20 protein-coding genes and 2 pseudogenes are annotated in these 23,403 nt (G+C 57.9%); 14 read left to right on the plus strand and 8 right to left on the minus strand.

Features of this window, described 5'->3' with window-relative positions; translation table 11 throughout:
• Nucleotides 1-164 precede the first annotated feature (164 nt).
• From QTI51_RS22925 to QTI51_RS22935, 3 genes are read left to right on the plus strand one after another with little or no spacing between them, the layout of a single operon-like run.
• Nucleotides 165-803: a helix-turn-helix domain-containing protein gene (locus tag QTI51_RS22925; protein WP_286516185.1), complete on the plus strand. Its 639-nt coding sequence runs from the start codon at nucleotides 165-167 to the stop codon at nucleotides 801-803.
• On the plus strand, nucleotides 796-3,093 hold the full coding sequence (locus QTI51_RS22930) for a KGGVGR-motif variant AAA ATPase (protein ID WP_286516184.1): 2,298 nt from the start codon (nucleotides 796-798) through the stop codon (nucleotides 3,091-3,093). The genes QTI51_RS22925 and QTI51_RS22930 overlap by 8 nt, the downstream gene beginning before the upstream one ends.
• Before the next feature lie 38 nt (nucleotides 3,094-3,131).
• Nucleotides 3,132-4,568, plus strand: coding sequence for a hypothetical protein (locus QTI51_RS22935; protein ID WP_286516183.1), 1,437 nt, complete (start codon nucleotides 3,132-3,134; stop codon nucleotides 4,566-4,568).
• 201 nt (nucleotides 4,569-4,769) lie between these two features.
• Here the strand turns inward: QTI51_RS22935 and QTI51_RS22940 are convergent, their stop codons facing one another.
• The gene (locus QTI51_RS22940) at nucleotides 4,770-5,786 is read right to left on the minus strand and encodes a hypothetical protein (RefSeq protein ID WP_286516182.1); all 1,017 of its coding nucleotides are present in this window, start codon (nucleotides 5,784-5,786) and stop codon (nucleotides 4,770-4,772) included.
• Nucleotides 5,787-5,915: 129 nt separating this feature from the next.
• Between QTI51_RS22940 and QTI51_RS38950 the strand changes: the two genes are divergently transcribed.
• A complete protein-coding gene (locus QTI51_RS38950) occupies nucleotides 5,916-6,125 on the plus strand; it encodes a transposase (RefSeq protein WP_353506548.1) in 210 nt (69 codons plus the stop codon).
• On the opposite strand, the gene QTI51_RS22945 is transcribed toward QTI51_RS38950, so the two are convergent.
• From QTI51_RS22945 to QTI51_RS22975, 7 genes and pseudogenes are all read right to left on the minus strand, one after another.
• Nucleotides 6,103-6,966 (minus strand): hypothetical protein, encoded by an 864-nt coding sequence (locus tag QTI51_RS22945; protein ID WP_286516181.1) that lies wholly within the window; start codon nucleotides 6,964-6,966, stop codon nucleotides 6,103-6,105. The two genes, QTI51_RS38950 and QTI51_RS22945, sit on opposite strands and share 23 nt — an antisense overlap.
• A gap of 96 nt (nucleotides 6,967-7,062) precedes the next feature.
• Nucleotides 7,063-7,555: pseudogene (locus tag QTI51_RS22950) on the minus strand (IS66 family transposase); the annotation flags it as partial.
• 147 nt (nucleotides 7,556-7,702) lie between these two features.
• Nucleotides 7,703-7,855, minus strand: a pseudogene (locus QTI51_RS22955) (transposase); the annotation flags it as partial.
• Nucleotides 7,856-8,245: 390 nt separating this feature from the next.
• Nucleotides 8,246-9,106 carry a TniB family NTP-binding protein gene (locus QTI51_RS22960; RefSeq protein WP_286547649.1) on the minus strand — a complete coding sequence of 287 codons (861 nt, stop codon included), beginning with the start codon at nucleotides 9,104-9,106 and terminating at the stop codon, nucleotides 8,246-8,248.
• 28 nt (nucleotides 9,107-9,134) lie between these two features.
• Nucleotides 9,135-11,054: a TnsB C-terminal domain-containing protein gene (locus QTI51_RS22965; RefSeq protein WP_286516179.1), complete on the minus strand. Its 1,920-nt coding sequence runs from the start codon at nucleotides 11,052-11,054 to the stop codon at nucleotides 9,135-9,137.
• Nucleotides 11,038-11,727: a TnsA endonuclease N-terminal domain-containing protein gene (locus tag QTI51_RS22970; protein WP_286547650.1), complete on the minus strand. Its 690-nt coding sequence runs from the start codon at nucleotides 11,725-11,727 to the stop codon at nucleotides 11,038-11,040. Before QTI51_RS22970 ends, QTI51_RS22965 begins: the two co-directional genes overlap by 17 nt.
• Nucleotides 11,728-11,982: 255 nt before the next feature.
• The gene (locus tag QTI51_RS22975; RefSeq protein WP_286516177.1) at nucleotides 11,983-12,240 is read right to left on the minus strand and encodes a helix-turn-helix domain-containing protein; all 258 of its coding nucleotides are present in this window, start codon (nucleotides 12,238-12,240) and stop codon (nucleotides 11,983-11,985) included.
• A gap of 195 nt (nucleotides 12,241-12,435) precedes the next feature.
• Between QTI51_RS22975 and QTI51_RS22980 the strand changes: the two genes are divergently transcribed.
• The 10 genes from QTI51_RS22980 to QTI51_RS23025 all read left to right on the plus strand — a co-directional run bounded on the left by QTI51_RS22980 (nucleotide 12,436) and on the right by QTI51_RS23025 (nucleotide 23,402).
• Entirely contained in the window at nucleotides 12,436-12,876 is a 441-nt protein-coding gene (locus tag QTI51_RS22980) for a hypothetical protein (protein ID WP_286516176.1), read from the plus strand.
• A gap of 552 nt (nucleotides 12,877-13,428) precedes the next feature.
• The gene (locus tag QTI51_RS22985) at nucleotides 13,429-13,644 is read left to right on the plus strand and encodes a hypothetical protein (protein ID WP_286516175.1); all 216 of its coding nucleotides are present in this window, start codon (nucleotides 13,429-13,431) and stop codon (nucleotides 13,642-13,644) included.
• Nucleotides 13,645-13,670: 26 nt separating this feature from the next.
• A complete protein-coding gene (locus QTI51_RS22990; protein ID WP_286516174.1) occupies nucleotides 13,671-14,207 on the plus strand; it encodes an HAD domain-containing protein in 537 nt (178 codons plus the stop codon).
• Complete coding sequence (locus QTI51_RS22995) at nucleotides 14,204-15,139, plus strand: metallophosphoesterase (protein WP_286516173.1); 936 nt, start codon at nucleotides 14,204-14,206, stop codon at nucleotides 15,137-15,139. The genes QTI51_RS22990 and QTI51_RS22995 overlap by 4 nt, the downstream gene beginning before the upstream one ends.
• A gap of 91 nt (nucleotides 15,140-15,230) precedes the next feature.
• Nucleotides 15,231-15,683 carry an HAD domain-containing protein gene (locus tag QTI51_RS23000; RefSeq protein ID WP_286516172.1) on the plus strand — a complete coding sequence of 151 codons (453 nt, stop codon included), beginning with the start codon at nucleotides 15,231-15,233 and terminating at the stop codon, nucleotides 15,681-15,683.
• Nucleotides 15,680-16,525 (plus strand): metallophosphoesterase, encoded by an 846-nt coding sequence (locus QTI51_RS23005; protein ID WP_286516171.1) that lies wholly within the window; start codon nucleotides 15,680-15,682, stop codon nucleotides 16,523-16,525. The genes QTI51_RS23000 and QTI51_RS23005 overlap by 4 nt, the downstream gene beginning before the upstream one ends.
• 853 nt (nucleotides 16,526-17,378) lie before the next feature.
• Nucleotides 17,379-18,152, plus strand: coding sequence for a hypothetical protein (locus tag QTI51_RS23010; protein ID WP_286547652.1), 774 nt, complete (start codon nucleotides 17,379-17,381; stop codon nucleotides 18,150-18,152).
• Nucleotides 18,153-18,181: 29 nt separating this feature from the next.
• The gene (locus tag QTI51_RS23015) at nucleotides 18,182-19,711 is read left to right on the plus strand and encodes a hypothetical protein (protein ID WP_286516169.1); all 1,530 of its coding nucleotides are present in this window, start codon (nucleotides 18,182-18,184) and stop codon (nucleotides 19,709-19,711) included.
• A 440-nt stretch (nucleotides 19,712-20,151) separates the two neighbouring features.
• Nucleotides 20,152-21,498: a hypothetical protein gene (locus tag QTI51_RS23020; protein WP_286516168.1), complete on the plus strand. Its 1,347-nt coding sequence runs from the start codon at nucleotides 20,152-20,154 to the stop codon at nucleotides 21,496-21,498.
• A gap of 5 nt (nucleotides 21,499-21,503) precedes the next feature.
• Complete coding sequence (locus QTI51_RS23025; RefSeq protein WP_286516166.1) at nucleotides 21,504-23,402, plus strand: DEAD/DEAH box helicase; 1,899 nt, start codon at nucleotides 21,504-21,506, stop codon at nucleotides 23,400-23,402.
• The last annotated feature ends 1 nt before the right edge of the window (nucleotide 23,403 follow it).

The raw sequence follows: 23,403 nt of genomic DNA on the forward strand, positions 1-23,403 counted from the left end.
ACCGCCAAACATCCAAAAAAGTGGTCGCACACTTCAAAATCAACCCCTCCGTCAAGTATCCATCATTGACTGAAGCTTGATGGTTACGCTCGACGCGTCTATATTCGGAAACGAGGTGAGATGGGCCTTGCGCTCTTTGTAAGCGCGCTCAAAGGAACAAAAAAATGACGAAGTTCGAACGTATGCCGGCCTATTCGCCGGCTGTTTTCGCTGGAATTGCAGAAGAAATCGAAGACGCGATCACTGCGCGTAGCAGAGAGCGGCTCGACCAACTACAAGAACGGCTCGGTGATGAGTTTATGGAAATGCTCAGAGCGGCGCCCGATGCCGTGGTTGCCGCCGTTCATGGCACTGCCCATCCTGACGCGCCCGAACTGATCGCGTACATGCTTGGAAAAATCAGCTTTAGTCAGGCAGTTGTCGCCCAGGCGGCAGAGAGGCGAGCAGACGATTGCTATGTGGACATCCTCCACGCCAATCGATTCAAGGCCTACGTCAGGGCCCTTGAGCACGAGGATTTGAGTGGTGTCCAGTTAGCCCAAGCGACAGGAGACCGGCCAGAAACAGTGAGCCGGAAGTTGAAGGAGCTACGGGATGCTGGCATCGTCGAATTTCGGCGCGAAGGCACGCGGATCATCAATTTTCTCACGCCTTCCGCGCAGGCCGCATTTCATTCAGAAATGTCGACGGCCCAGGGAGCGCTGGACATAGTTATTCAGAAACGCGCTGAACAGCTTGACCCTCATATGCGCCAGGCTAAGAACTTTGCTCCCTATGACGCAGTCACGGCATTCGATGTCTGAGTCGCTCTTCGAGTCGTTGCCTCGCAATGGCCGGATCATCACCTTTTACTCTTTCAAGGGTGGCGTTGGTAGAACGATGGCGCTTGCGAATGTAGCATTCCTTGCCGCCATGCAGGGGCGGCGCGTCTTAATGATGGACTGGGATCTTGAAGCCCCAGGACTCGGCTATTACTTTCGCGGCCAATTAGATGCGCCTGAAGCTCGGGCACTGAAAGAAGCCCCTGGCATCTTGGATATTGTTTGCGAGTGGAGTCAAGCCCTCAAGCCGCCTAACAAAATTGATGCGCAGCAACTACTGCGTCGATTCGAATCAGGGATTCCTTTCGACAATTGCGTACATTCCGTCATCGCTTCGCACGCTTTGCCTCGCGGCGCCTGCTTGGATCTCATCGGCGCGGGCGGCCGAGTAATCAAGACCTTTGGCGACAAAAGCTATGAAGAGGCATTGACGGAATTTTCATGGCCTCGATTTCTCAACGATGAAGCAGGTGGAGTCGTATTGGACGCGCTGCGCCAATGGGCAAAAAGAGAATACGATTTTATTTTCTTAGACAGCAGAACAGGGATGGCCGACGTCGCAGGAATTTGCACAATGCAGTTACCTGATGTAGTCGCCCTTTGCTTTATCTTGAATCGCCAGAATATGGATGGAGTCGCCAAGATTGCGGGCGCCGTGCGCGCCGAGCGAAGCGAGCAAGTCCAAGTACGAGCGGCTCCGATGCGCGTTGCGCGAAGCGACACAACGGAAGAAGCGGATGCTCGAGCGAGGGCTACGGCCGAACTTATACGGGTAGGCGGCTTTTCTGCCGATGCAGTGCGCGAAGATTTTGCGACCCTTGCAGTTGCGCAGTCCGAAAGCGTACCTTTTTACGAGACCCTGGCTCCTTTCGTCGCGACAGATCCGAAACTGGACTTACTCACGCTCAACTACGCTCGATTGGGTAGCGCTTTAATCGGGGAGGCGTTAGAGGTTCCTGAAATCGATTCCGCACTTGTTCAACTTGTGCGTCGTCGACTTCAACCGCGGCACGCTACTCTTGAATACGTTTCCAAGCTGCGTACTATGCAACCAGAGCGCGCAGCAGGTGAGTTATCAGTATTGATTGATAGTGCATTTGAGGCCGCTCTTAACGGGGAGTCACTAGATGACGACTACGTTTTCGCGCTGGTTGAAGTCGTAATCAGCATCCCAGAATTATCACATGCGTCGCTTGACGTAGGAGACCTGCAAAGTCGTACCCTGGACCTTCTGCGTGAACTTGCACAGCGGGACGCATTGAAATGGCGACCAGCTCTGATCGGTGCAGCGCAACGCTATTTCGACGTTTACGAATTTACGATCGACTCGGAAGAGCAGTTGCTTTTGCTGGAAGAACTCGATGGATTGCTCGCTGATTCTTCAACAATCGCAACCAAGTTGAGGCGAATCCATTATCGACGCCGTACAGTGGCAGCTTATCAAGCGTCAGGGAATAGCGAGTCTGCGCTACAAACACTTGAAGAAGTGCGAACTTTAATTAAAAATATTCCGACTTCCCCGCCGCTGGCCCAAGACCAAATGAATCAGCTGGTCTTTGCTGATATTGACACCAATCTGGTTGAGGCAGACATTCTGCTCGACCAAAAGGAATATCACAAAGCGCTGACCATATATTTGACTCAGCTCGAGCGGCTGACGCGACAAACGTTCGACTTGGAAGAAGAAAAGAACGAAGCTGCAGGTTTTCTATTTCATCTGCACAGTGCAATTGCTTCTGCCCGGTTCCCGTCTGAGATGGTGTCGCTTGAAGAGAGGGCGGATCATGCACTCGCTGCGGCCCAGACGGGCCGTGTCAGCGCCGTTATGCGATTCAATCAACTCGCCTTGGCGGTGGCTACAGGTAAAGCATCCGCGCAGAAGCAGCTCGCATTCCTCGTGGCGACCATCGGTTTTGCAGAATTTCGCAGTAAACGCCTCTACTCGAACGTCTTTGGCCGGCAGTTGCGGACAGCTGACGCTTTCGTCCAGTCGATCACCAGCCTTGTGCGAGGCACCCAAGAACTGCCCGCCACGCATCGGGAGGCGGTATTGGAGGCGATAGCCGAAACGATGACGGCGCTCCTATCGAACCTCAGGCGGCGGAGGATAGTGGGTCAAACTCCCATGTTCGACAAGTTCGTCGCCGGGATTGACGAGCTCATTGAAACGCTACACGCAGGAGGGCTGGCGCGTGACCAGCTGGTGCCACTGATCACGTCATACCAAGCTTTTTTTGAAGGGTTGCGTAACACGGGGCCATCGTCTTCGTGAGCATGACTACAAACACCTCGCGTCGCACTCCTGCGACCGTGTTTCTCGAACTCTGGATTTACAGCAGCGCGGAGAAGACGGCTGCACGAGTTAGAGCAAACGCCCCCTGCCCTGTGACCCACAAAGGCGCTCGTGCTGCACTGGCCATGGAAGAGCTACATGAGGTCATGGCACGGCTGGCGGCGTTGCGGGACGGCCCCGAGTTTGCAGCCACTCCGTTGGATGCAAGTTTTGTACTAATGCGAGAAATTGACCGGATTTTCGGCCTAGTCCATCCCCGCGAAGTCGTAGTTGCGCCGACGCATGGGACTCACGCAAAGATTCCAAAGTGGCTGCGCGATCTAAAACAAAGTCGACGAGAGGAGGGTCAGTATTACGCCTCGGAAGACTTTCTCGTCATACCAAGAGGACCGTTGCGCCGGCGTGCACGTGATCCCAATGCATCAAATACCGACAGCGTTGCGGACCGGTTTGCCTACCTGACTTTGGCGCCCAAGGTAGTCTTCGAAAATGGCAGGCGAGTGCCAGTGCGGATGTGCGTGATCGGCACCGATGCTGCAGGAGGCTCGAAACCAGGAAAATCTCCTGGCTCAGAAGCAGTGGGTTTCGTTCCCATTGCTGAACAGCCTGGCGACGTCATCTTGAACTGCCGTAATGAACACGGGCAGTTTCTTGTCGAATGCGGCACTCGACCCGATCTCCAGTGCGCCGCTCATTTTATGCAAGCGATTGAGCGCTCCGAGCCGGTCGATATCGCCATTGCGCCAGAGCTCGTCATGCCCCACGGGCATGCCTCCCTACTACCGAATCTGATTGCGCGGTCGCCCGCCAAACTTCACGCCAAGCCACGACTCTATGTGGCGGGATCGGGCGCGACAAACGACAAGGAGAATGCTCAGTCTTGGAATGAGGGTACCGTCTTAAATGCAGCTGGCTGCGTGTTGTGGACCCAACGCAAGGTTCAGCAGGCGGGGATTAACAAGGACCGCGCGTTGCAGTTTGGATTGCCCGATCCTGGGCCCGGACGAATGGTCTTTGAGGACAACGCGTCCGGTGACGAGATAGTTGTTGCTGACGTAGGCGGCATGGGGCGATGTATCGTCCTTATCTGCCAAGACCTGGAAGCAAAACCATTCTCCGGCGAAATGTTGAAGGAGTTTCAACCAGATTGGATCTTTGTTCCGATCCTTGATCCCGAATTGAGGTCGGGCGGTTGGGCTCATCGGAGAGCACTCGCGCTGAGTACAGATTCGCATGCCAGATTCCTAGTCTCAACGAGTACAGCGCTTACACGGGCAACTGGCAGCACCGGTGACCCTTGCTGCGGACTTGCGGTCGGTCCGCAAGCGGATGTTGATGGCGATGTCGGGCGCCGCTACGCGGTGGTCTCGAGCGAGCATCCCGACTCGCCGAAACTTGCGCGGGTAAAGTGGAAGAGCGCGGATACGTATTGGCGAACCTCAACAACGACCTGACAGGGCCCTGCGCAGATGGTGACGTCTCACTTCGTCATAGGGGCACGCAGTTGGCAGTGCCATTGCCCATAGGCGCTCGCGTATTCTGCCTTTCGAGCCGTCGACGATCGATTTGAAATATCTACGCTTCGATACTTGAGCCAGACACGAATCACTAGACAGATCGCTTCGCCGCTCTATTGCCTGCCGCGGAACGCGGCACTAGCCCTGCCGCCCCGGGCTACCCGCTGGCATAAGCTTTACGAGTTGGGCTACTACTGTTGCCAAAGCATTGATATCAACCTCATCGCTGGACGTCGATTTCGCTTCGGTGCGGCCCTTGGTCGTCACAAGCGTATTCGCGAATGCTGCTCTGGCCTCTGAGTCGCCCAGGGCCCAAGCAAGTTCTATGGCCACCCTTTGAGTAGCCGCATCGTTCAATCTCTCTTGGTAGAAACGAATTTCATCCAGGGTCGATCGATAGAGTCGAAGGAAAAAGAAGGAAAACACTTCGATGAACACGACCAACGTCAGCCGAGGAACGTAGTGCGAGAGAACATCAACGATCGAATCGAATTTTCGATCACTCGTGAACACCATATAGGCGAGCGCAGAAACTGCGAGTAGCGTGGTGAAGACGCCGATCGTCAAGTTGATGTTCCCACGAAGACCCAGTGAGTCGATTTCAAGACGAAGACGGTTCTCCAGCGAAATGTAAACGCTCCGAACTTCGACCAGACGACCCGCATCTAGAGATTCGTTTGAATATTTAGTTTGAAGTTTCTCCAGGATTGACTCTTGAACCGACGGGAGAAGCAAACCGGCTATTGCGTTGACGTCGGTCGTCTTCTCTTGAAACGCCTTTCCGCGCAGTTCGAGAACTTCCTTCGTGAGGGATTTCAGGGTGTCCTCGGTCGTCCCCGCAGGATAGAAGCTAACGCCAACCACGCCGTACCGAATCCCGCTCAGCACTGCATCAGCCAATGCAGGGCGAAGATACACGAGCATGCCAAAAGCACCGCCTACAACAATTGCGCACACGCCTACCAATATCGGAAGCGTAGCCAGCGGCATTTTCTTGCCAGGAATATCCGGGGGACCGGTGTATACGCCGTCCATGCCCCCGAATAGAACTCCGAAGATAAGGGATAGGAGACCTAGCAGGATAACGGACAAAACAATTTGCCTTTGGCGACGACGCCGACGCTCGGCGGTGCCAACATTCACAACAGTGCTCAAATGGTCCTCCTGCTATTCGGGATTGAATTGTCATCCAAGTCCCCTAGACCGTATGCGTCCGGCCAAGTCATCTTGATTGCGAGCCGCGCGGCGGCAAGGATCGTGTGCATCCAGATTTAGGTGGACACGATGACAAGCGAGAAGGCGGACACACGGCGGCGGTACAGCACGGCGATGAAGGCGCAGGTAGTGGCCGAGTGCGCCGAGCCCGGTGCATCGGTCGCCAAGATTGCAAATGGCTCCGCGAAGCGAGTCACGACGTGGATGCTGCGGTTCACAGTCGATTTCCGCCAGCGTAAGTCTGACCGGACCGCCGCTAAAAGCCGTAGTTGGGGGTGATTGGCGGGTGGCCGGAAGGCCCGAGACCTACGTTGAGCTTGTCCAGGATGGTGATTCTTTTAAGGTTGTAGAACGGAGCCGACCTTGCGTCGAGACGACCTTTTGCCTTGTCTTCAAGTGCCTTGTCGCGGAGTTTGCTGACGTCATTGAGCAGCCGCTTTCGGAGCGCCTTCAGCTTTCCGTTGGGGAGCATGTTCAGCGCAAGCGTTGCGCCTACTGGAACTCTGCTGATCCGGTCGCGGAGAAGCCCAGAGTTGAGGAAGAACACCGTATCTCCAAGTGCCTCAACGAAGTCGCCGTGGCTGTGCTCATGTTCAAACTGGTCGATGAAGACAGGGCGATTGAAGGCGTCCCACAACGCTTGACGGTCCCTCCGTTCATCGTCCTGGTCAAAGGCTCTGGCATAGCTCTCGTAGCTGTCTTGAATAAGCTGATTCGAGCGATTCAACTTGTCGTTGAAGTGGGCCCAACTCCAGTAGCTCACCCTAAAAGGGTACACGCCAGAGTCGGTCAGCTCAGTCGCTGCGAGATGCATTGCGGTGTCCTCTGGAAGCGATGTCGCAACGACGAACAGGTCGAGCTTTGGCTTGAACTTGAGGGCCTTGTCGGCCTCAGCTTGCATGACAGCTTTTGTGAGCGACTTGCCGGGTTTCATCTCCTTGCACTGGATGCCGATGTGGCCACCTTTGAGCATCGCGCCATAAACGTCTACGCCGTTCTGCTTCTGACCGTGCCGACCATATTCACGGACGCTGCCCTCGTCGCAGATCTGCTCTGCGAGTCTCAAGGTCAGTAGCTGGAAGTCTTGCCAAAGGGCGGGCGGAGGAAAGTGCAGGTTCATAGACAAAGATGCAGATTAGGTTGGTTCTGACGGGTCCGCGGAGAATGCCACGGTATGCGTCCGGCCAAGTCATCTTGACGCCGACGGCCGGGGCTCTCAGGTTGCGGGCGACCAGCGGTACGGCAGCAGTTCCGTCATCGCCGAGGCCGGCTGTGTCGGCAGTCGCTCCAATACATCCTTGAGATACGCATAGGGCTCCAGCCCGTTGAGCCGAGCCGTGTGCAGCAGGCTCATGATGGCCGCAGCTCTCTGGCCCGCCCGCAGGCTGCCGGCGAACAGCCAGTTCTTGCGCCCCCGGGGCGATGGGGCGGATCAGGTTTTCGATGCGGTTGTTGTCCGCAGCCAAGTCGCCGTTGTCGATGAAGCGCGTCAACGCCGCCCAGCGTTTGAGGCTGTAGTCGATGGCCTTGGCTGTCGCGCTGCCGTCGGGCAGCTTCTGCCGGTTGGCCATCAACCAGGCATGCAGCAGATCGGCCGCCGGCCGGCTCTTGAGCTGGCGGATGCGCAGCCTTGTCCGCCCGTCCAGGTCCTTCACCTCACGCTCCACGTCGTAGAGGACGCCGAACAACTTCAAGGCCTGCTCGGCCATCGTGATCGCGCTGCGCCGCAGTTCGACCTGCAGGTCCGGCACCGCCGGCGCCGGGGCGCTGGATGGCGCCGGGTCGGGAACCATCGTGAGGGGCAGCGCAATGAACTCGCCTGTCTTGGAGACGATCTTGATGGCACCGACTCGGGCCAGCTTGCGCCAGCAATGAACGACGTTGGCATTGATGCCGTGTGCCATGGCGATCTTGGCGACCGATGCACCGGGCTCGGCGCACTCGGCCACTACCTGCGCCTTCATCGCCGTGCTGTACCGCCGCCGTGTGTCCGCCTTCTCGCTTGTCATCGTGTCCACCTAAATCTGGATGCACACGATCCTTGCCGCCGCGCGGCTCGCAATCAAGATGACTTGGCCGGACGTATACCCTAGACCGCCATGCGGATTTTTTGTTCTCGCGGTATCGGTGAAGAAAAACCGGCCGCCGTTGCCTTAAGACAGATCGCTGAATGAGCGATGGCATGAACCGCGGCAAACGACTAGTCGGCGAGGGTCATCGTGGTGGATTGGATCCAAATGGAGATCGAGGCCAAGTGAAGCCCTTTCGGATGGAAAGTTCCTGTTAAAAACGATCGCACAACTAGCACCAGTCGCTACGCACTCTGTGCCGATTTGGTCCTCACAGGCACCGCGTGTGCATGTGACTTGATCGAGGATGCCGGTCGCTATCCACAGTGACTACTCGATGCTCTTGCACTCCACCTCACGCGTGCGTTTTTCCGCGATCCATGTTTTCAGAATATCCTCGGTAACAGCCTCCACCTTGCTTCTTACGGCCCTGGCCGCACACTCGCGAATGATCGTTGCGGTGCCACCAATCTGCTGCTCACTTTCGCCATAGATCAGGGCTGCCACCTCCGGGCGATGGAGATCCGAGGCGAAACGCAACGGAAGCGTTGCCTCGAAACACGCCAGCAACTTTTTGTACTTGTCGTCGTTTTTCCACGCCGGGAGTGGACGCTCCGAAAAACGCGCGATGAGCTCGTCGTCAGTGGACAGAGCCTGTCGTGCGGCGGCCGTGCCGGCAAGAACCAGCGAGATTTGACTTTCATTGCTGATGTACTTGATAAGGTTCATCATGAACGAGGTCTTTTTGGAGGGGCCGGCCAGCATCTGGTGAATCTCATCGATCATGAGCACTCTCGTCTCAACCTTCTCGAGAGCGTCGACCAGAAGCGGGATTTTGGCCGCCGACGTCATGTTGCTGCGAGGAATGATCCCCAACTGGAGCAATGCCTTGTTGAGCAGAATTTCCTCGAATGGTCCCGGTGGCGCCTGCAAATAGAACGTAGGCACATGGATCGCATCGCCGTCGGGACGGGCACTCGCCGGATTCATCCTTCGGAACTTCTGAAGCAATTCGGTCTTCCCCGAATCTGTCGCACCAATGATCAAGAGGTTGGGTGGGCGATACACCTTCGGACGTGTCATCAGGTCTTCCATCTCTTTCAGGATCGCCTTGACACGCGCGGGTTCGAAGAAAGACGTTTTATAGATGTGATGAATGCGAATTTCATCAGGGGCATTGAGCAGTTGCATGGCCTCCGGCACGAGTTTTCTTGCAGATTCAGTCATATGCCCCCCCTAGTTCCAGTAGAAAATCGGCATCTGGCACGTACTCCGCCACTGCGGAAATCGGCGGCTCGCTGACTTCCGTGCGCGGCCGATCCAACGCCGGCGCACTGTCCTTCGCAGCATTCTTCTTTTGCTCAGCCGCGGCGTTGCGAAGCCGCTGCGCAGTCCGGCGTGTCGCGGTCCTCGATTGCTGCGCCTCGAGCACGATCTTGCGCATGTACTCGACGGCCTTGAAGATCAGTGGCTCGTTCGTCGTGGCTTTCCCTTCATCCCGCAGGTGCCGCTTGGCAGCCTTGACTTGCCACAGGGTGACTGGCGGCCGCGTGATGTCGCGATAAGGAACCTCGATGTAGACCTTGTGCCGGTCGTCGTAGAGCCAAATCTTGCTCAGGTCGCGCGGGTTGAAGCGGCAAATGAACTTCCGCGCTTTGCCATGTTGCCCCTTGGTTCCGATGAGCGCGCGAATTCGAGGAGAGAACCAGTCGATGCTCCAGTTGCGGATGCCGTATCGCTGCACCGTGGCCTCGAAAAAGGGAAGCAGGTCCAACCGCAGCCTCTCAACATTCTCGATCGCTGGCGGAAGTCCCAGCGGAGGAAGTCCGTTCATGCCTTCGAGATGGAACTTCTCCCACTTATAGTGGGGAGACATCTTGTTTTCGTTACCCCGGTGCTCATGCTGGTGGTAGATGCCCAGCACATACAGCGTGAACCACCGCTCCAACTCTCCGAGGGTCATGACCGCGTGGCCCTCTGAGTCGTAGTTCACCTTGTCATGCACGCTGGAGAAGGTCGTGCCCGGCACCTCCTCATGGATCTTCTTCATGAAAGTGCGAAAAGCTCGCTCTACAGTCCCTCCGTAACGCGCCTTCCCCTTGGGTCGAAGCTCCGGCACGATGTTGTGCTCGCCACAGGCGTACCTCAGCATCTGGCCACGAAATTCCGCCGCGTTGTCGGTATGGATCTTGCGCATGAATCCGCGGCATGGCCAGGTGAACTCCTCGGGGATGTTCTTCTCCTTAAGCCAGTCTTCCTTCGGGAGAATGGACAGGAGCAGACACTGCCCTGTCGCATGGGAACCAGGATGGTCCAGAGAAATAGCAAAACCGACAATCATCTTTGTGCAGACGTCAATAGCGATCGTGAGATATGCACGGCCGATCGGCTTTCGCTCTTCATCGTCAACGAGGATTGCGTCCATCGGCGTGTGATCGATCTGCACCACTGCCAGCGGATAGTCCGCATTGGGAAAGGATCCAATCAAAGGAAGGAGCTTCTCTTCTGCGCGCTTTTTCCCGTAGCGACGTGTCTCCACAATCTCTGGATCGAGTTGCCCGATGCGCGTGCGCAGAGATGAGATGTGCGGCACGTGCAGCCCTCGCGCCTGGCAGACCATCTTGACCTCGCGCGAGACCGTCGCCATGGACTTGCGGTTTTCAGTGAGGTAATACTTGTCGATGCACTCGTCCATCACCCCGAGGACCTCGGGATCAAGCCGACTCTTGCCCGCATCCTCGCGTTCTGGCCGAAGCAGGCACGACAGTCTTTGCGACTTCTTGTACTTTTCGACCCAGCGATAAATCGTCGAATGGTGCCGCTTCATCACCTTGGCGGTCTTCTGCACTTCCTTGAGAGTGCGTTCGGCTTCAGGTAAGTCCAGCAGGTATTTGATGTTTCGGTAGATCTCTTCCGCCCGCATCCACTTGGACGGATCAATCCTGGCGAGATCGATCTTGCGCTCGCGCCCGACATGCCGCACAGGTCGCACCTCATTCAGATGCTTCGTGACGAAGTCACCTGTCGCGCTCCTGAGTACCAAGTGCTCGAGATCGACGTAGTCGACCACCTCAAAGACATCCTGCCCGAGGAGAACTGGGGTCCCGGGAGGGGTTCGAAATTCAGCGACGGCACTCATGACAGGCCTCCACGTCCGAGAGCCAGAACACGGTGTCTTGGCGAATGCCCTGGGTGATGTCGAATTGAATGCGCTTGCGCGCGACAAGACACCACCAAGTCCAAATGATTTCGCTCCGGCGTAGAGCCGATGCGCCAAGCTGATCGCTCACCTCGGCCAAGCAAGCGGTCTTCAGGCGTGCGAGAGCGCCAAGGATCGGCGCGACTTCACGTTCGTACATTGGCGCGCGCTGGTACGACCAAAGAAAGCGGATGTTGTTCAGTTTCGGTCCGCGGATCGCGTGCTCATCAAGCACTGACCAGTCCCACCCGTGGGAATCGCAGTAGGCTTTCGCAGCCCTGAACTTGCGTCGCAGCCGCCGCCATCCCGTGTTCAGTTCCTCTCGATACTTGATTTCGCACAGAAGGGGGCGACGCGCAGGCAGGCCGTTGCGCGAAACGAACGAGGTCAGCACGTCCGGCGTATAGGGAATCCAGATACTCGGCGCGAGCTCGTACTTCAGCGTCAGCGGCTGAGTGACGAACCAGTCGACCTCAGCGTCCCAAGCCATGCCCATCAGAAAATCGCGCTCGAGCGCAGACTCGAACTCTTGCCCGTTCACGCACCCCGTCATGCTGATTTCGGAGACAGGGATACGCCGTGATGGCTGGGGTGGCTGCATGACGAACTGCATTGTTTGATGAACTCAACATAGCATCGCAAATCGACAGCTCAGTCCGCTAGGTTGCCGGTCAGCGCAGGTGTAAACAAATGATTCTTCGCCTTGCGTGCAGAGGCCCCTGCCACCTCCCTCGTCGGTAGGGCGTTTGAATCACACCATCTGCGCTTTTTTGACCTGAGGACAAGGCATGGCGTCGCATGCGGCCGGTGTCCAATGGAGCAGACAAGTGCGCGATCTAGGGGCGACGCGACGCATGCGCAGCGCGGCTTACCTAGTACGCGTCGATCCGTCCAGGTGCCTGAAGAAATCGGACGGCTTCATCTCGAGTCCCGTCACGATCCGCATGATGTTCGTCAGCGATAGGTTGCGCTCACCTCGCTCGACTCCACCCATATAGCTCCGGTCGATGCCGATGTGATCGGCAAATGCCTCCTGCGAATAGCCTCTGGCCTTGCGCTCGGCGCGCACCCCGGCACCAAAGACTTCCAGGGGATTCAGTGCGACCGCTCGCGTCTTCGTAGTCATGCCGCGATGTTCGGAGTACGCGGTCTAAAGCACTACGGCTCATAAGTACACGGACTTTTAGTTCGCGGACTATGAGTATCTTTTTGATATGATTTTTACAGCCCTTTCCGCGCCTTGGCTTTGCCGATGCGCAGAGACTTGCAGGAACACTCATTGCGAAAGATGCGGGCCGTCCCGCCACAGGAATAGCCGACCATGACACTCCCACTGCTGCTGATGCTCGCAGTTGCACTGGTTTTTTTCTACTGGGCCTACTTCGCGTTCCCGCGCAAAATTCGGACCAGGCGCGAGGAGTTGCTCCGGGAGCAAGGGCAGACATCCGGTGCGGCATTCTTCCCAGTCGATCCTCGCCGCATGCTGGGCGATTGGGACGGAACCTGCATCCTGTTCGACCCAGACGCGCGCAAGGCCTGCATCGTCAGTCGCGGAAAGAAAGCCCGGACCGTCGATTTCCACTACTTCCAGACTTGGCAGCTCTTGTGGACCGAATATCCTGAAAACCCGTTGTTTCGCTTTCAGCACGTGCACTTCCTCTTCGAGACCAGTGACTTTGATCGCCCAACGATCCGCGTCGCCGTGCCATCCAAGTCCGACGGCGAGGCGTGGAACGCCAAGCTCTCTATCCTGATGCCCTGAGCGCTCTGCTGAAAATGGGCCTACCGATGTGAAGCTGCTCATCCTTTCGGACCTGCACCTCGCGTTCGGCACGTTTCTCGTACCGAGGGTCGACTGCGATGTCGTGATGCTGCAGGGGACATCTCTGTGCCCGGCTCCAGGGCCATGCGCTGGGCCCGGCAGGCAGAGAATTTCGGGGAGCCTGTCCTCATCGTCTCGTGCCCGGCAACTACGAGTTCCGCCAAGGCGTTCTGCAGACCACGCTCAAGGAAATGGCGCTCACCGTGAGGTCGTGCAACGTGCACCTTCTGGCGCCCGGCGAGGCCGTGATTGCCGGCGTCCGCTTTCTGGGCTGCACGCTGTGGACGGACTTCGAACAGCCGATCCAGACCAAGACGGGGTTGCTGGTAGACACCGAGCGGGCCATCCGTCGCTCTGGGTTCACGGCCAGGTCCACGCGAGCCTCGACTACGAACCCGGCAACTGCCAAGTGGTGTGCAACCTGCGGGGGTACTTGCGGCACAGCCGCGACCAGGAGAATAAGCAGTTCAACCCCGAGCTCGTGGTCGAGGTATGAGTGATATCCAGTCGTCTACCCACACGATCCAGCAAGTGCTGGCTGCCGCGACCGTGGTCGCGGGTGGGGACCTTGAGGGGGCCATCCTCTGGTTCAGGAACGAGCCACTTGCGCTGTTCGACAACAGGATCGCCGAGTCGCTGGTAGCTGAAGGGCGAGCTGCCGATGTGCTCAATCTCCTAGAGTCCTTCCAGGCCGGGTTTGTCGGATGATGAAGTCCTGTACTGGCCGTCTACCCATGACAGAAGCCACGCCGACCCATGACGCCGTTGGCCGCACTGGTGATTCCAGCGATTTGCTGTTCCTGGATATCGATGGTGTTCTTCATCCTGTCGGCGTGGACTACTCGTTCAGCAGCAGGTTCTTCAGCCATTTGCCGCTTTTGGAAGAACTCCTTCGGGAGTTCAAGTCTGTCAATGTCGTCATCTCGTCGGATTGGCGACGAGCCGAAAGCATCGAGCAACTGCAGCGGTATTTCAGCGATGACATCCGGCACCGGATCATCGGAGCGACGCCGCAAATTGATCCCAATGCGGCCGTCCACCACCGGCGTCAGTTGGAAATCCAGGCTTGGCTCGATGGGAACGGTCGCAGCGACGCGGAATGGGTCGCGCTTGACGATTGGCCCTCGAGCTTCGAACCCGGCTTCGCGCGGCTCGTGCTCACCGATTCCAAACAGGCGTTCGATCAGGACAGACTCCAAGAGCTGCGCTCACACTTCTTGCGGTTCACGGCTGGCCGGTGCTTCGTCTCCGCCTCGACGTGCATGAAATGAAACCTGCTGCCTCTTCGAAGCTCCACGCGCAATCCGAGCGCGAACAGTCGGCGCCCAAGCTGATGTTCTTCGGCGATCCCCACGGCGATCTCGAGTCTGTGGTCGCCGCAGTCGAACGCTGCCGGCCTGAGGCCATCGTGCTGCTGGGCGACATCCAGGCGCGCCGACCGCTGCACGTCGAGTTGGGGCCGATCCTGGATATGACCGAGATCTGTCTCATCCACGGAAACCACGACACGGACGCCGACGCCGACTACGACAATCTGTGGGGATCAGAGCTCGCCGACCGCAACCTACACGGGCGGATCGTCGAGATCGCGGGGTTCAAGGTCGCGGGCCTGGGCGGTATCTTCCGCAGCAAGATCTGGGATCCGCGGCGGCCGATCGACGAAGCCGCGTTCCAGTCAAGCGTTGCCATGTGCCGAACCATGAAGCGCGAAGAAACGTGGCGCGGCGGCGTTTCGCGTCGGCACCGGTCAAGTATTTTCCCGGATGAGTACCAGCAGCTGCTGCGAAGCGGCCTCGCCGACATCCTGGTGACGCACGAGGCGCCGGCGGCCCACCCGCATGGCTGGCAGGTGATCGATGAGCTCGCCGAGACGCTCGGTGTCCAGTTGGTGGTCCATGGCCACCATCATCAGAACATCGACTATCTCGCGGAGGGGATGCAGACCGCTGCGGCATCGTTTCGGGCCTTTGGGGTCGACATGGGCTCGCACCTAGCGTGGCCTCGGGATGAGACCGAGCCGGGAAGTCCGCCCCAAGACTTGCTGGAGTTCGCTGCTCAGGTGTTCGGCACAGAGGCTCAAGCGTGGTTGGGCAAACCGCACGAATGGCTCGACGGCCAAACGCCAGCGGCGTTCGCGGCCGGGGGTGGTTCGGAAAAGGTGCGATCGATGCTCAACGCGATTCAACACGGCGGTGTCGTATGAGGACCGCCGCGACACCGTTCTGTGCCTTCGGCTTTGGCATAGGCACGCACCTGGCGTGGCCGCTGGGTGGGAGTGGATGGGGAGGTCCGGCGTGATCCTGTTCCTCGACTTCGACGGTGTGCTGCATCCGGAGGGGGAAAATCACATCCTCAACGGTGGCGCCGACTTCTGCTTCCTGCCACGCCTGGAGGAATTGCTGCGCGAGTTCCCACACGTGAAGATCGTGATCAGCTCATCCTGGCGCGAGCAGCTCCTCTATCAATCCTTGCTGAAACCATTCTCCAGCGACATCCGAGCCCGAATCCTTGGAGCTACTCCGCACTCAGGTTTCGGGCTTCCACCGCCGTACAGGAAGCGCGAAGGAGAAATCCTTGCCTGGCTCCAGCTCCACGATGCCGTCGACGAACCTTGGGTTGCGCTCGACGATGCCTATTGGCAGTTCGACCATTGCAAGGACCACTTGGTGGTCTGTGGCTCGTTCACAGGCTTCGACGAAAAAGTGAGTGCCGGGCTTCGCGCGCGCTTTGACGAGGTGTCCCGATGAATGTGCTGATTCTTTCCGACCTTCACCTCGAGTTCGCGCCCTTCGAGCCGAAGCCTAATCTCGAGTTCGATGCTGTCATCCTCGCCGGCGACATTCATTCGCCCGCGAAGCGGGCCGTCCAGTGGGCAGCGGATCGCTTTCGCGGCAAGCCCGTGATTTATCTGTTGGGAAACCACGAATACTACGATGGGCGCCTCGACACGACGCTGGCTGAAGCACATCGCGAGGCCGAAGGAACCAATGTCCATCTGCTCGATAGTGACGAGTTGGTGATCGATGGCGTGCGCTTCCTTGGCGCAACGCTGTGGACCGACTTCGCGCTCGCCATTGAGACGCCTGAAGGTCCGGTCAGCGATGTCGGGCGCGCCATGAAGATGGCAACCAATCTGCTGAACGACTACGCGCTGATCCGCACGTTCGACGAGTCGGCGGAGCCCGATACCTGGCGCTACAAGCAAGGAAGAAAGCTCCAGGCGGCGGACACGCTTCGGATTCATCAGGCGCAGCGCGCGTGGCTGCGAAACAGGCTTTCGGAACCGGTTGCTGGACCGACGGTGGTGGTGACGCACCATGCACCTCATCGCGGCTCGCTGACTCGGCGCTACGCCGACGATTGGGCCTCGGCGGCATTCGTGACCGAGCTTCCGGAAACCTACTTCGATGTGCCCGTGCTTTGGGTGCATGGCCATACGCATCAGCAGCTTGACTATCGAGTGCATTCTTGCCGGGTCGTGTGTAACCCCCGCGGCTATGTGAACTGGAGTGGCAGAATCGAGAACAAGGAGTTCGACCCTCGTCTGGTCATCGGCATCCCTGTCTTGGCAGGTGACGACGGGTCGTGAGTTACCTCTGCTCAGGTTGGTGCTGCAGACTCCGTGGATACCGACCATGAGCAAAATGCACCTACTTTTGCATGTCGGAGCCGGCCTTCCTAGCGTTGTATGCGCGCTTTGGGCGCCCACATCGGAGAACATTCGCAACGCCTGCGCGGCCAATAGCAGTGCACGATGCCATGACGGGGAGAACCTGTGTGCCAGCGGACCGCCCGCAGGGCGCCTGCTTACCAAGTAAATTGATTCAACAATCGGCGCGATAGGCAGCCGAACCTTGCGCTGTGCGCCTGTGCATGTGTCACAGGGCCTACTCAGCCGCTACAGCATGTTGAAAGAGCGCACTTGACGTATCTGGGGGCTGATGATCTGATCTAGCACGAAAGCACGAGCGGACGAGGAGATCATCGTGATCACAATTGCCTTCCTCAGCATTTGGGGACCGTCAACGGGTTCCAACTTCCCTCCTGTCGAAGACGCGTTGTCTCGGCGGGTGCTTAGGTACCTCGTCGTAAACGGCTCCGGTAAGGTCTTGCCGGGAAAAAACGGGGTCGGCGAAGTACTTGTGGGTTGGATCAGACAAGGTCCCCTGAAGGCCATTAGTACGTCGGAGCCACCCCAGCCGCCCTACAAATGGCTCTGCCCGGTGGAAGTCGCATTCACGGGACCGAGACCTCCCGACTTTCCAAACGTCGACAAGGTCTTTCAGCCTGACCTCTCCAGATGGGAGAACTACTCATTCAGTGAAGCCGACAAGGTACTTGCGTCATTGGACGAGTTGGTGTTTCCCTTGATTCGTAAGTCGGTTTGCGACCCGATTTCAGCGTGGCTTGCCGAGACAAAGTCGGAATCGGCGTAGGGCATGATGACTGAGTCCGAAGCGCAAAAGGCCTACTACGGCCGCCTCCAATATGAATCCGACCTGCGGCTGCAGGCCGCCACTGCACGCGCAGCGCTCTCGACCGCTAAGGGATACCGAAGTGCTGTCGTCAAACCTGGTTGGGCCGATGCGGTCAACTCCGCGGAACTGACCGCGATCGGTGCAGGTTTGATGGCAGGAGCAGCCAGCGCAACTCCGGTAGGGTGGCTCGGCGGCGCAATAGCTTTCGTCGGACTTTCTCTGACAGGCTATGGGCTCGCCGGATCCGCTGCCTATCTGACGCAAGCTGTTGCACAAACATTCCCTTGGATTCCGGGCGCATCTTCCGCAACCGGACTCGGTGAGCGATTCGATGCCTACACCCCACATCTCCCTGAGCGAGAAAATGCAGGCTTAGACGAGTTTGCCATTGACCATATCAAGGGTTCAACCCTTCAACATTATCTGAAGAAGCTCGGCGCCGGCGCCACAGCCGAAGTACCGTCTCTTCCGACAAAAGTAGACCCCTTCATAAATGGTCTAGAGCGAGACTTACAACGGCTTGAACGTGAAATAGATGAGATCGAAAGGGAGCAAAACAGGAAACCAAACATCAAGAAGGCTACGCCTCAACACAAACAGGGGTTACCCCCTCCGACGGGTCCGGTGCTCCATCTCAGGTCCGCCCAGGAAATGCGCGGCGGCCGCGAGCGCAGCGACGGCTTTGGTAACTATGCTGGTCCAGACCAACCCAACGATCGCGTCAGAAATACCGCCTGAACTAGAAATCATAAATTCGAGGAGAAGCGATGACCGACCTTGCCTCAATCTTGAATATCGAAGACGTCCTCAAGAATCTTCGCGAGCCTGCGCGGTCAGAGGATCCGCCGTGGTTGAAGAAGCTTAAGGATTCATTCAAAACGTCTCAATCCGCGGCGCCGTCCGAGGAGCCTCAAGCCGGTCCACTTGAGTTCGAACTTTGGCTGGCCAGTCTCGTCCGAGCACTCGCAAACGCTCGCGTGGCGTCGACGGATTGGATGGCGCTCGTGTCAGCGCAGGACGCGATCTCATTGCAGGTGAACGAAGGACAGATGCAAATGCAGTCTCTCGTCGGCGAAGAGATTCCCAGCAGGCTGTTCAACCAGACGCAGTTGGACCACCAGATCCAGCAGTCGGAGATCGCGGCGGTCTCACGCGAGGAACACGCCGGGAGATTGGCGAAAGTGATCTCGAAAGTGGAGTTGGAAAGAGAGCGTGCAGTTCAGGCGCATCGTGCTCTAGCGTTCGTCCAGTTCAACCGAGACACATCGCCAGCGCCCGCCGAGAATTTCGCAAAAGGCAGGGATGATCGGTTCGTTCCTTTCGATGCGAATGGCAGCGTCTTACATGGATCAATCGGCGCGGCCGAGTTTTTGGCGACTCAGGCGATGGAAGTTGGGTTGGCCCGCGACAAGGATGAGCGGGAGAACGTCAACCACCAGGCCTCGCAATTGCGAGCGGCTCAACTCTCGATGAGAGAGTCCATCGAGAATATCGACGTCGAGGCCCAAAGCCTTGCCAAGCGGAAAGCTCTGCTGGAACAACGCTTGGCGCAGCTGTCCGAACGCCTCAAAGGGAAAAATCTTGACTTCGACCGCCGTACAGAGAACGTCCTCAAGAGCTATCAGAAAGCGATTTCCTCTGTAGAGGCACGAGCCCGAGGGCTCGCGAGCTCACTGGAACTCGTCTTCCAAAGCATGGCGCCGGACGAACTACTCCAAGAACTCAATGATTCCGCCCGAGCCGCGCAGGAGGATCGAGGATCTCAGTTGGACGTGATCGAGATGAATCTTCGAGGCATCGAAGACTGGCTCGGCGCCATCGCTGCGCGGACCTTCCGCACTGTCTGGGGATTCCCCGTCGAACTGATCAACGAAGACAATAAGGCGTTCTCCGGTAAATGCCTTGTTGAGCTTGGAAAAATTGTCTTTACGAAAAATCTGGACCTTTTCAGAGTCCGCGGCGTGCGTCTCTTAGGTCTAGGTGCCTCCGACCCAATTCCAGGTGTGCAGGTAATTTGTTCGCCTTCCAATCCGACGCAAGTAATTGCAGGACTGCCAGCGCCATCGACTCAGCCAACACGTGCTGCCAGCCAGCATGGGTGGCTGACTTCGCGACCGGAATCGACAGAAGGGTTTTGGGGGACAAAGAATTTTTGGAATGTCGCACCTGTCGGCGAATGGACGATCGAGGTGTCACCGACGTTCTTGGACTCTGCCCATAAAACGCCAAAACTAAAATGCGTTTTCGAACTCCTCGTCGATTACCGAGAGTGGATCACCTCGCCGTCGATTAGTTGAAAAGACAAACGAGGCTGTTGAGGTGCACCGACAATTGACTTCCAATCGCTCCGCTCAACATCCAGGAAGCCAGCGTTTCCGAGAAGTTGGCACAGCGGTTGATGAAGCAGGAAATCTTAATCGTTGAATGGCTTAGGAACGGAGCGGCGTTGGCGAGATCAGCACAGTGCCTGAAAACTCATCAGCCGCACTTCTAGGCCGCGGTCCGCAACGAGAAATTGCTCACGGACGTCACCGGCATATTCACCAGATCCCGAACCGCAAGCTTTCGAACTATGTCGTGCAAGCTCATTGGCATGCTGAAAGCCCCCTTATATTGCAACTACCCTATTGGAGAAATTGTTGTAACAAACTATGATGAGGCGCTAAGCATGGTCGCCTGCAGTGGTTCGAATGCTGCGGATTGAGCGTGCGTCTCACATTTTTTGGGAGCGTCAGGGATGGCCGCAAGCCAATACAAGTTCAATCTGCTCGATAGCACCAGTCGAACACAGCACATCCAACAGCGGGCAACAGAAGCGCTACAGGTAAATCGCGTCAAGCGCGAAACGAAGTTTCGGGGTGGCCGTGAGGCGTTGGCCATCATTCAGATGAACATCCATCATCTGCTGTACCGACTCGAGAACTTTCGCACGCTGAGCGATCAGCTGAGTCAGGTGGCGGCTGGAAAGGCGGAGGAAAATCTCTTCGCCCCGTCCAGACGCGAGGATGTCAGCGCTCAAACGGCACAGCACGACATATTGTTCCGGTTGGCTCAAAAAGGCAGCGGCGATTCGATCATCCCCATCTACGACGAGCTTCGCCGCGTAAAAGAACAGAACGACGAACTCATCATTTCAGCCGATGGTGTCGTAGTCAATGGCAACCGCAGGCTGGCCGCGATGCGCGAGCTGTTCGCAAGCGGCGACGGGGCCTTTTCAGGTTTCCAGACCGTCTCGTGTGCGGTGCTGCCCGAGTCAGCGACGGACGACGAAGTCGTGGCGCTGGAGATTGAGCTGCAGATGCAGCCTGACACCAAGTTGCCCTATGACTGGACATCGGTCGCGTTGGCCGCCCGTGCGCTGAAATCCCGCAACTATCCGGACCAGGTGATCGCCAGCATGATGAACCGGGACATCGAAGAAATTCGACGACTGGTGAAGATGATCGACGGTGCAGACCTCTATCTAGAAGACCACCTGCAAAAGCCACGGGCCTACAACGAGCTCGATGAAACCGAACAGGCATTCAAGCAGATTGCCATCCGCAATCTGGCCAAGTCGGACAACACGGCGCTACGCGAAGTGACTCGAAAGTTCGACTTCCTTGTCGTGGAGAACCGCAGCCAGATCGAGCAGCGGGCGTACGAGCTGATCAACAATATCGAAGCCAACCCCGAGGTGTTTCTGGACAACATCGCAGGAGTCTGGGGTGTTGATCTCAACAAGGTGCCGGAAGAGCCCGACAGCGAGCTGGAGATCAGCTTCGAGGACATTGTGCCGACAGCGGGTCAAAAGGACTACGCCGCCCTGACTCGCTACATCGATGAACTTGGTGATGACGCAACTGCGCGATCAAATGCAGCCCGCGCGGTCGAAGAGGCTTCGGTCCTTGCTGGTGAGCAGGGCAAGCGCAAGGATTTGGCGGCGCTGAAGTTCGCGAAGTCTGCGCAACAGAAACTCACGGCGATCAACCTGCGCTACGCCAACGAGACGACGTTTGACGAGTTGCGGACGGTACTCGCTGGCTGCGTCACTCACTGCGAAGCTCTCGCACGTGAAATCGACGCCCGCCGGGCCAGGGGTTGACCGCCGTGGCGAGCATCCTGCTGCGCTACGAGCACCACCGCCTCCAAGGCATCTTTGAGCGCGGCCCCGACATCGCCTACAGCACTTGGGTGCGCATTCGCACTTACGCGCTCGAGGCCGATCCGGCCGGAAGGGCCAACGAGCAAAGCATCGAGATCAACTGGCGGCATGCCCTTCACGTGCTGCGGATCGCGTCAAGCCTGCAACGCCAACTGGGTTTCGCGTTTGAGACGGATGATTCCTCTCGCGAGCGTGTCCAGCAGTTCATGCGCGAGTATCGAACCGTGCGCGAAGCGGCAAATGCCGTGCGTATGGACATCAGCGAGCCAGAGATTCGCTCGCGCTTGCAGGCGCTGGGTTGGAATGCCGCAACGCATGAGCTCAAACCGTACCAAGCCAGCAATCTACGCACCTTGCTGGCCCTGCAGAACGGTGCAAATTTTTCTGTACCGGGTGCAGGCAAGACGACGGTGACCTTCGCCCTGCATCTGCTTGCACCGACCATCGTGGACCGGCTCCTCGTTGTCGCGCCGCGCAATGCGTTCATGGCATGGGAAGAAGTCATCGACGAATGCCTGAACGAGCATGCACCCGGACACACCAGGCTTCCATTTGTCCAGCTGGTCGGCGGAGAGGCTCGTATCGCTGAGCTGCTCAGCGCCAACCCGGCGCGCATGCTTATCTCGTACGACCAGCTCGTCAGAGTGGAGTCGCAGATTGAGGAGCTGCTTTCTCGCAGTCGAGTTCACCTGGTACTCGACGAAGCACACCGCATGAAAGCGGGCACAGCGTCGCGCCGTGGTACGGTTCTGCTCAAGATCGGCTACTTGGCGGTTAGGCGAGATATCTTGACCGGCACGCCGATGCCTCAACGTCCGGCCGACATGCAGTCGCAGCTTGACTTCCTTTGGCCTGGCGCAGGGCTTGGAAGCCGGGTGTCCGCCGGTGAGCCGCCTCGCTCCGTGCTCGGCAACCTGTATGTGCGCACGACGAAGCAGCAGTTGGGCCTCGGGCCTCGCGACCGAATTCCGGTTCCGGTTACGCTCACCGACGCACACTTGGCGTTCTACGCGGTGCTCAAGAGCGACGTGCACGCTCAGGCAAGCCTCCTGAGACAAGGCCGCCGGGGCTTCAACCTGATTCGAGCACGCCGGTCAGTGATGCGCTTGCTGCAGGCCTCTGTCAACCCGCTGCTTTTGGCCGCTGACTTTGAAGCGATAGGCGATGCCGGTCGCAACGAGCTTCTACAGGCAGTGATCGCGGAGGGCCCCTCTGCCCGAGTGCTGAAGGTGGTCGAGATGGCAAGGCAATTTGCGCAGGACGGTCGCAAAACGCTGATCTGGACCAGTTTTCGCTCCACCGTGGAGCAACTCCGTAACCTGATGCCTGAACTCGAACCGGCGGTCATCGACGGCAGCACAGGCATCGGCGACGAAGACGACGACGAAACTCGTCAGGGCCAGATACGCCGTTTCAAGACCGACCCGAACTGCAAGGCGATGGTGGCGAACCCAGCGGCGGCGTCGGAAGGCATGAGCCTGCACATGGTTTGCCATGACGCCATCTACCTGGACCGCAGTTACAACGCCACACACTACCTGCAGTCGATCGACCGCATTCACCGCCTGGGTTTGCCTGAGGGCGTGCGCACGCGCGTGCACATCCTGCAGAACCGACTGCCTCTCGATGTCGGCTCCATCGACTTGTCGGTGGCCCGGCGCTTGGGTATCAAGATCAGACAGATGGAGGCAATGCTCGGCGACGAAGACCTCCATGAACTGGCGTTGGACGAAGAGAACATGGGCAGTGACTTGGAAGATTCGATCGACACGCGCGACATTTTGGATCTGCTCGACGAGATCGAGAGAAGCGTGCCACCCGAGCTAGATGCGCTCGTCGAATAAC

The sequence above is a fragment of the Variovorax sp. J22G73 genome (assembly GCF_030317035.1).
Lineage (GTDB): Bacteria > Pseudomonadota > Gammaproteobacteria > Burkholderiales > Burkholderiaceae_C > Variovorax.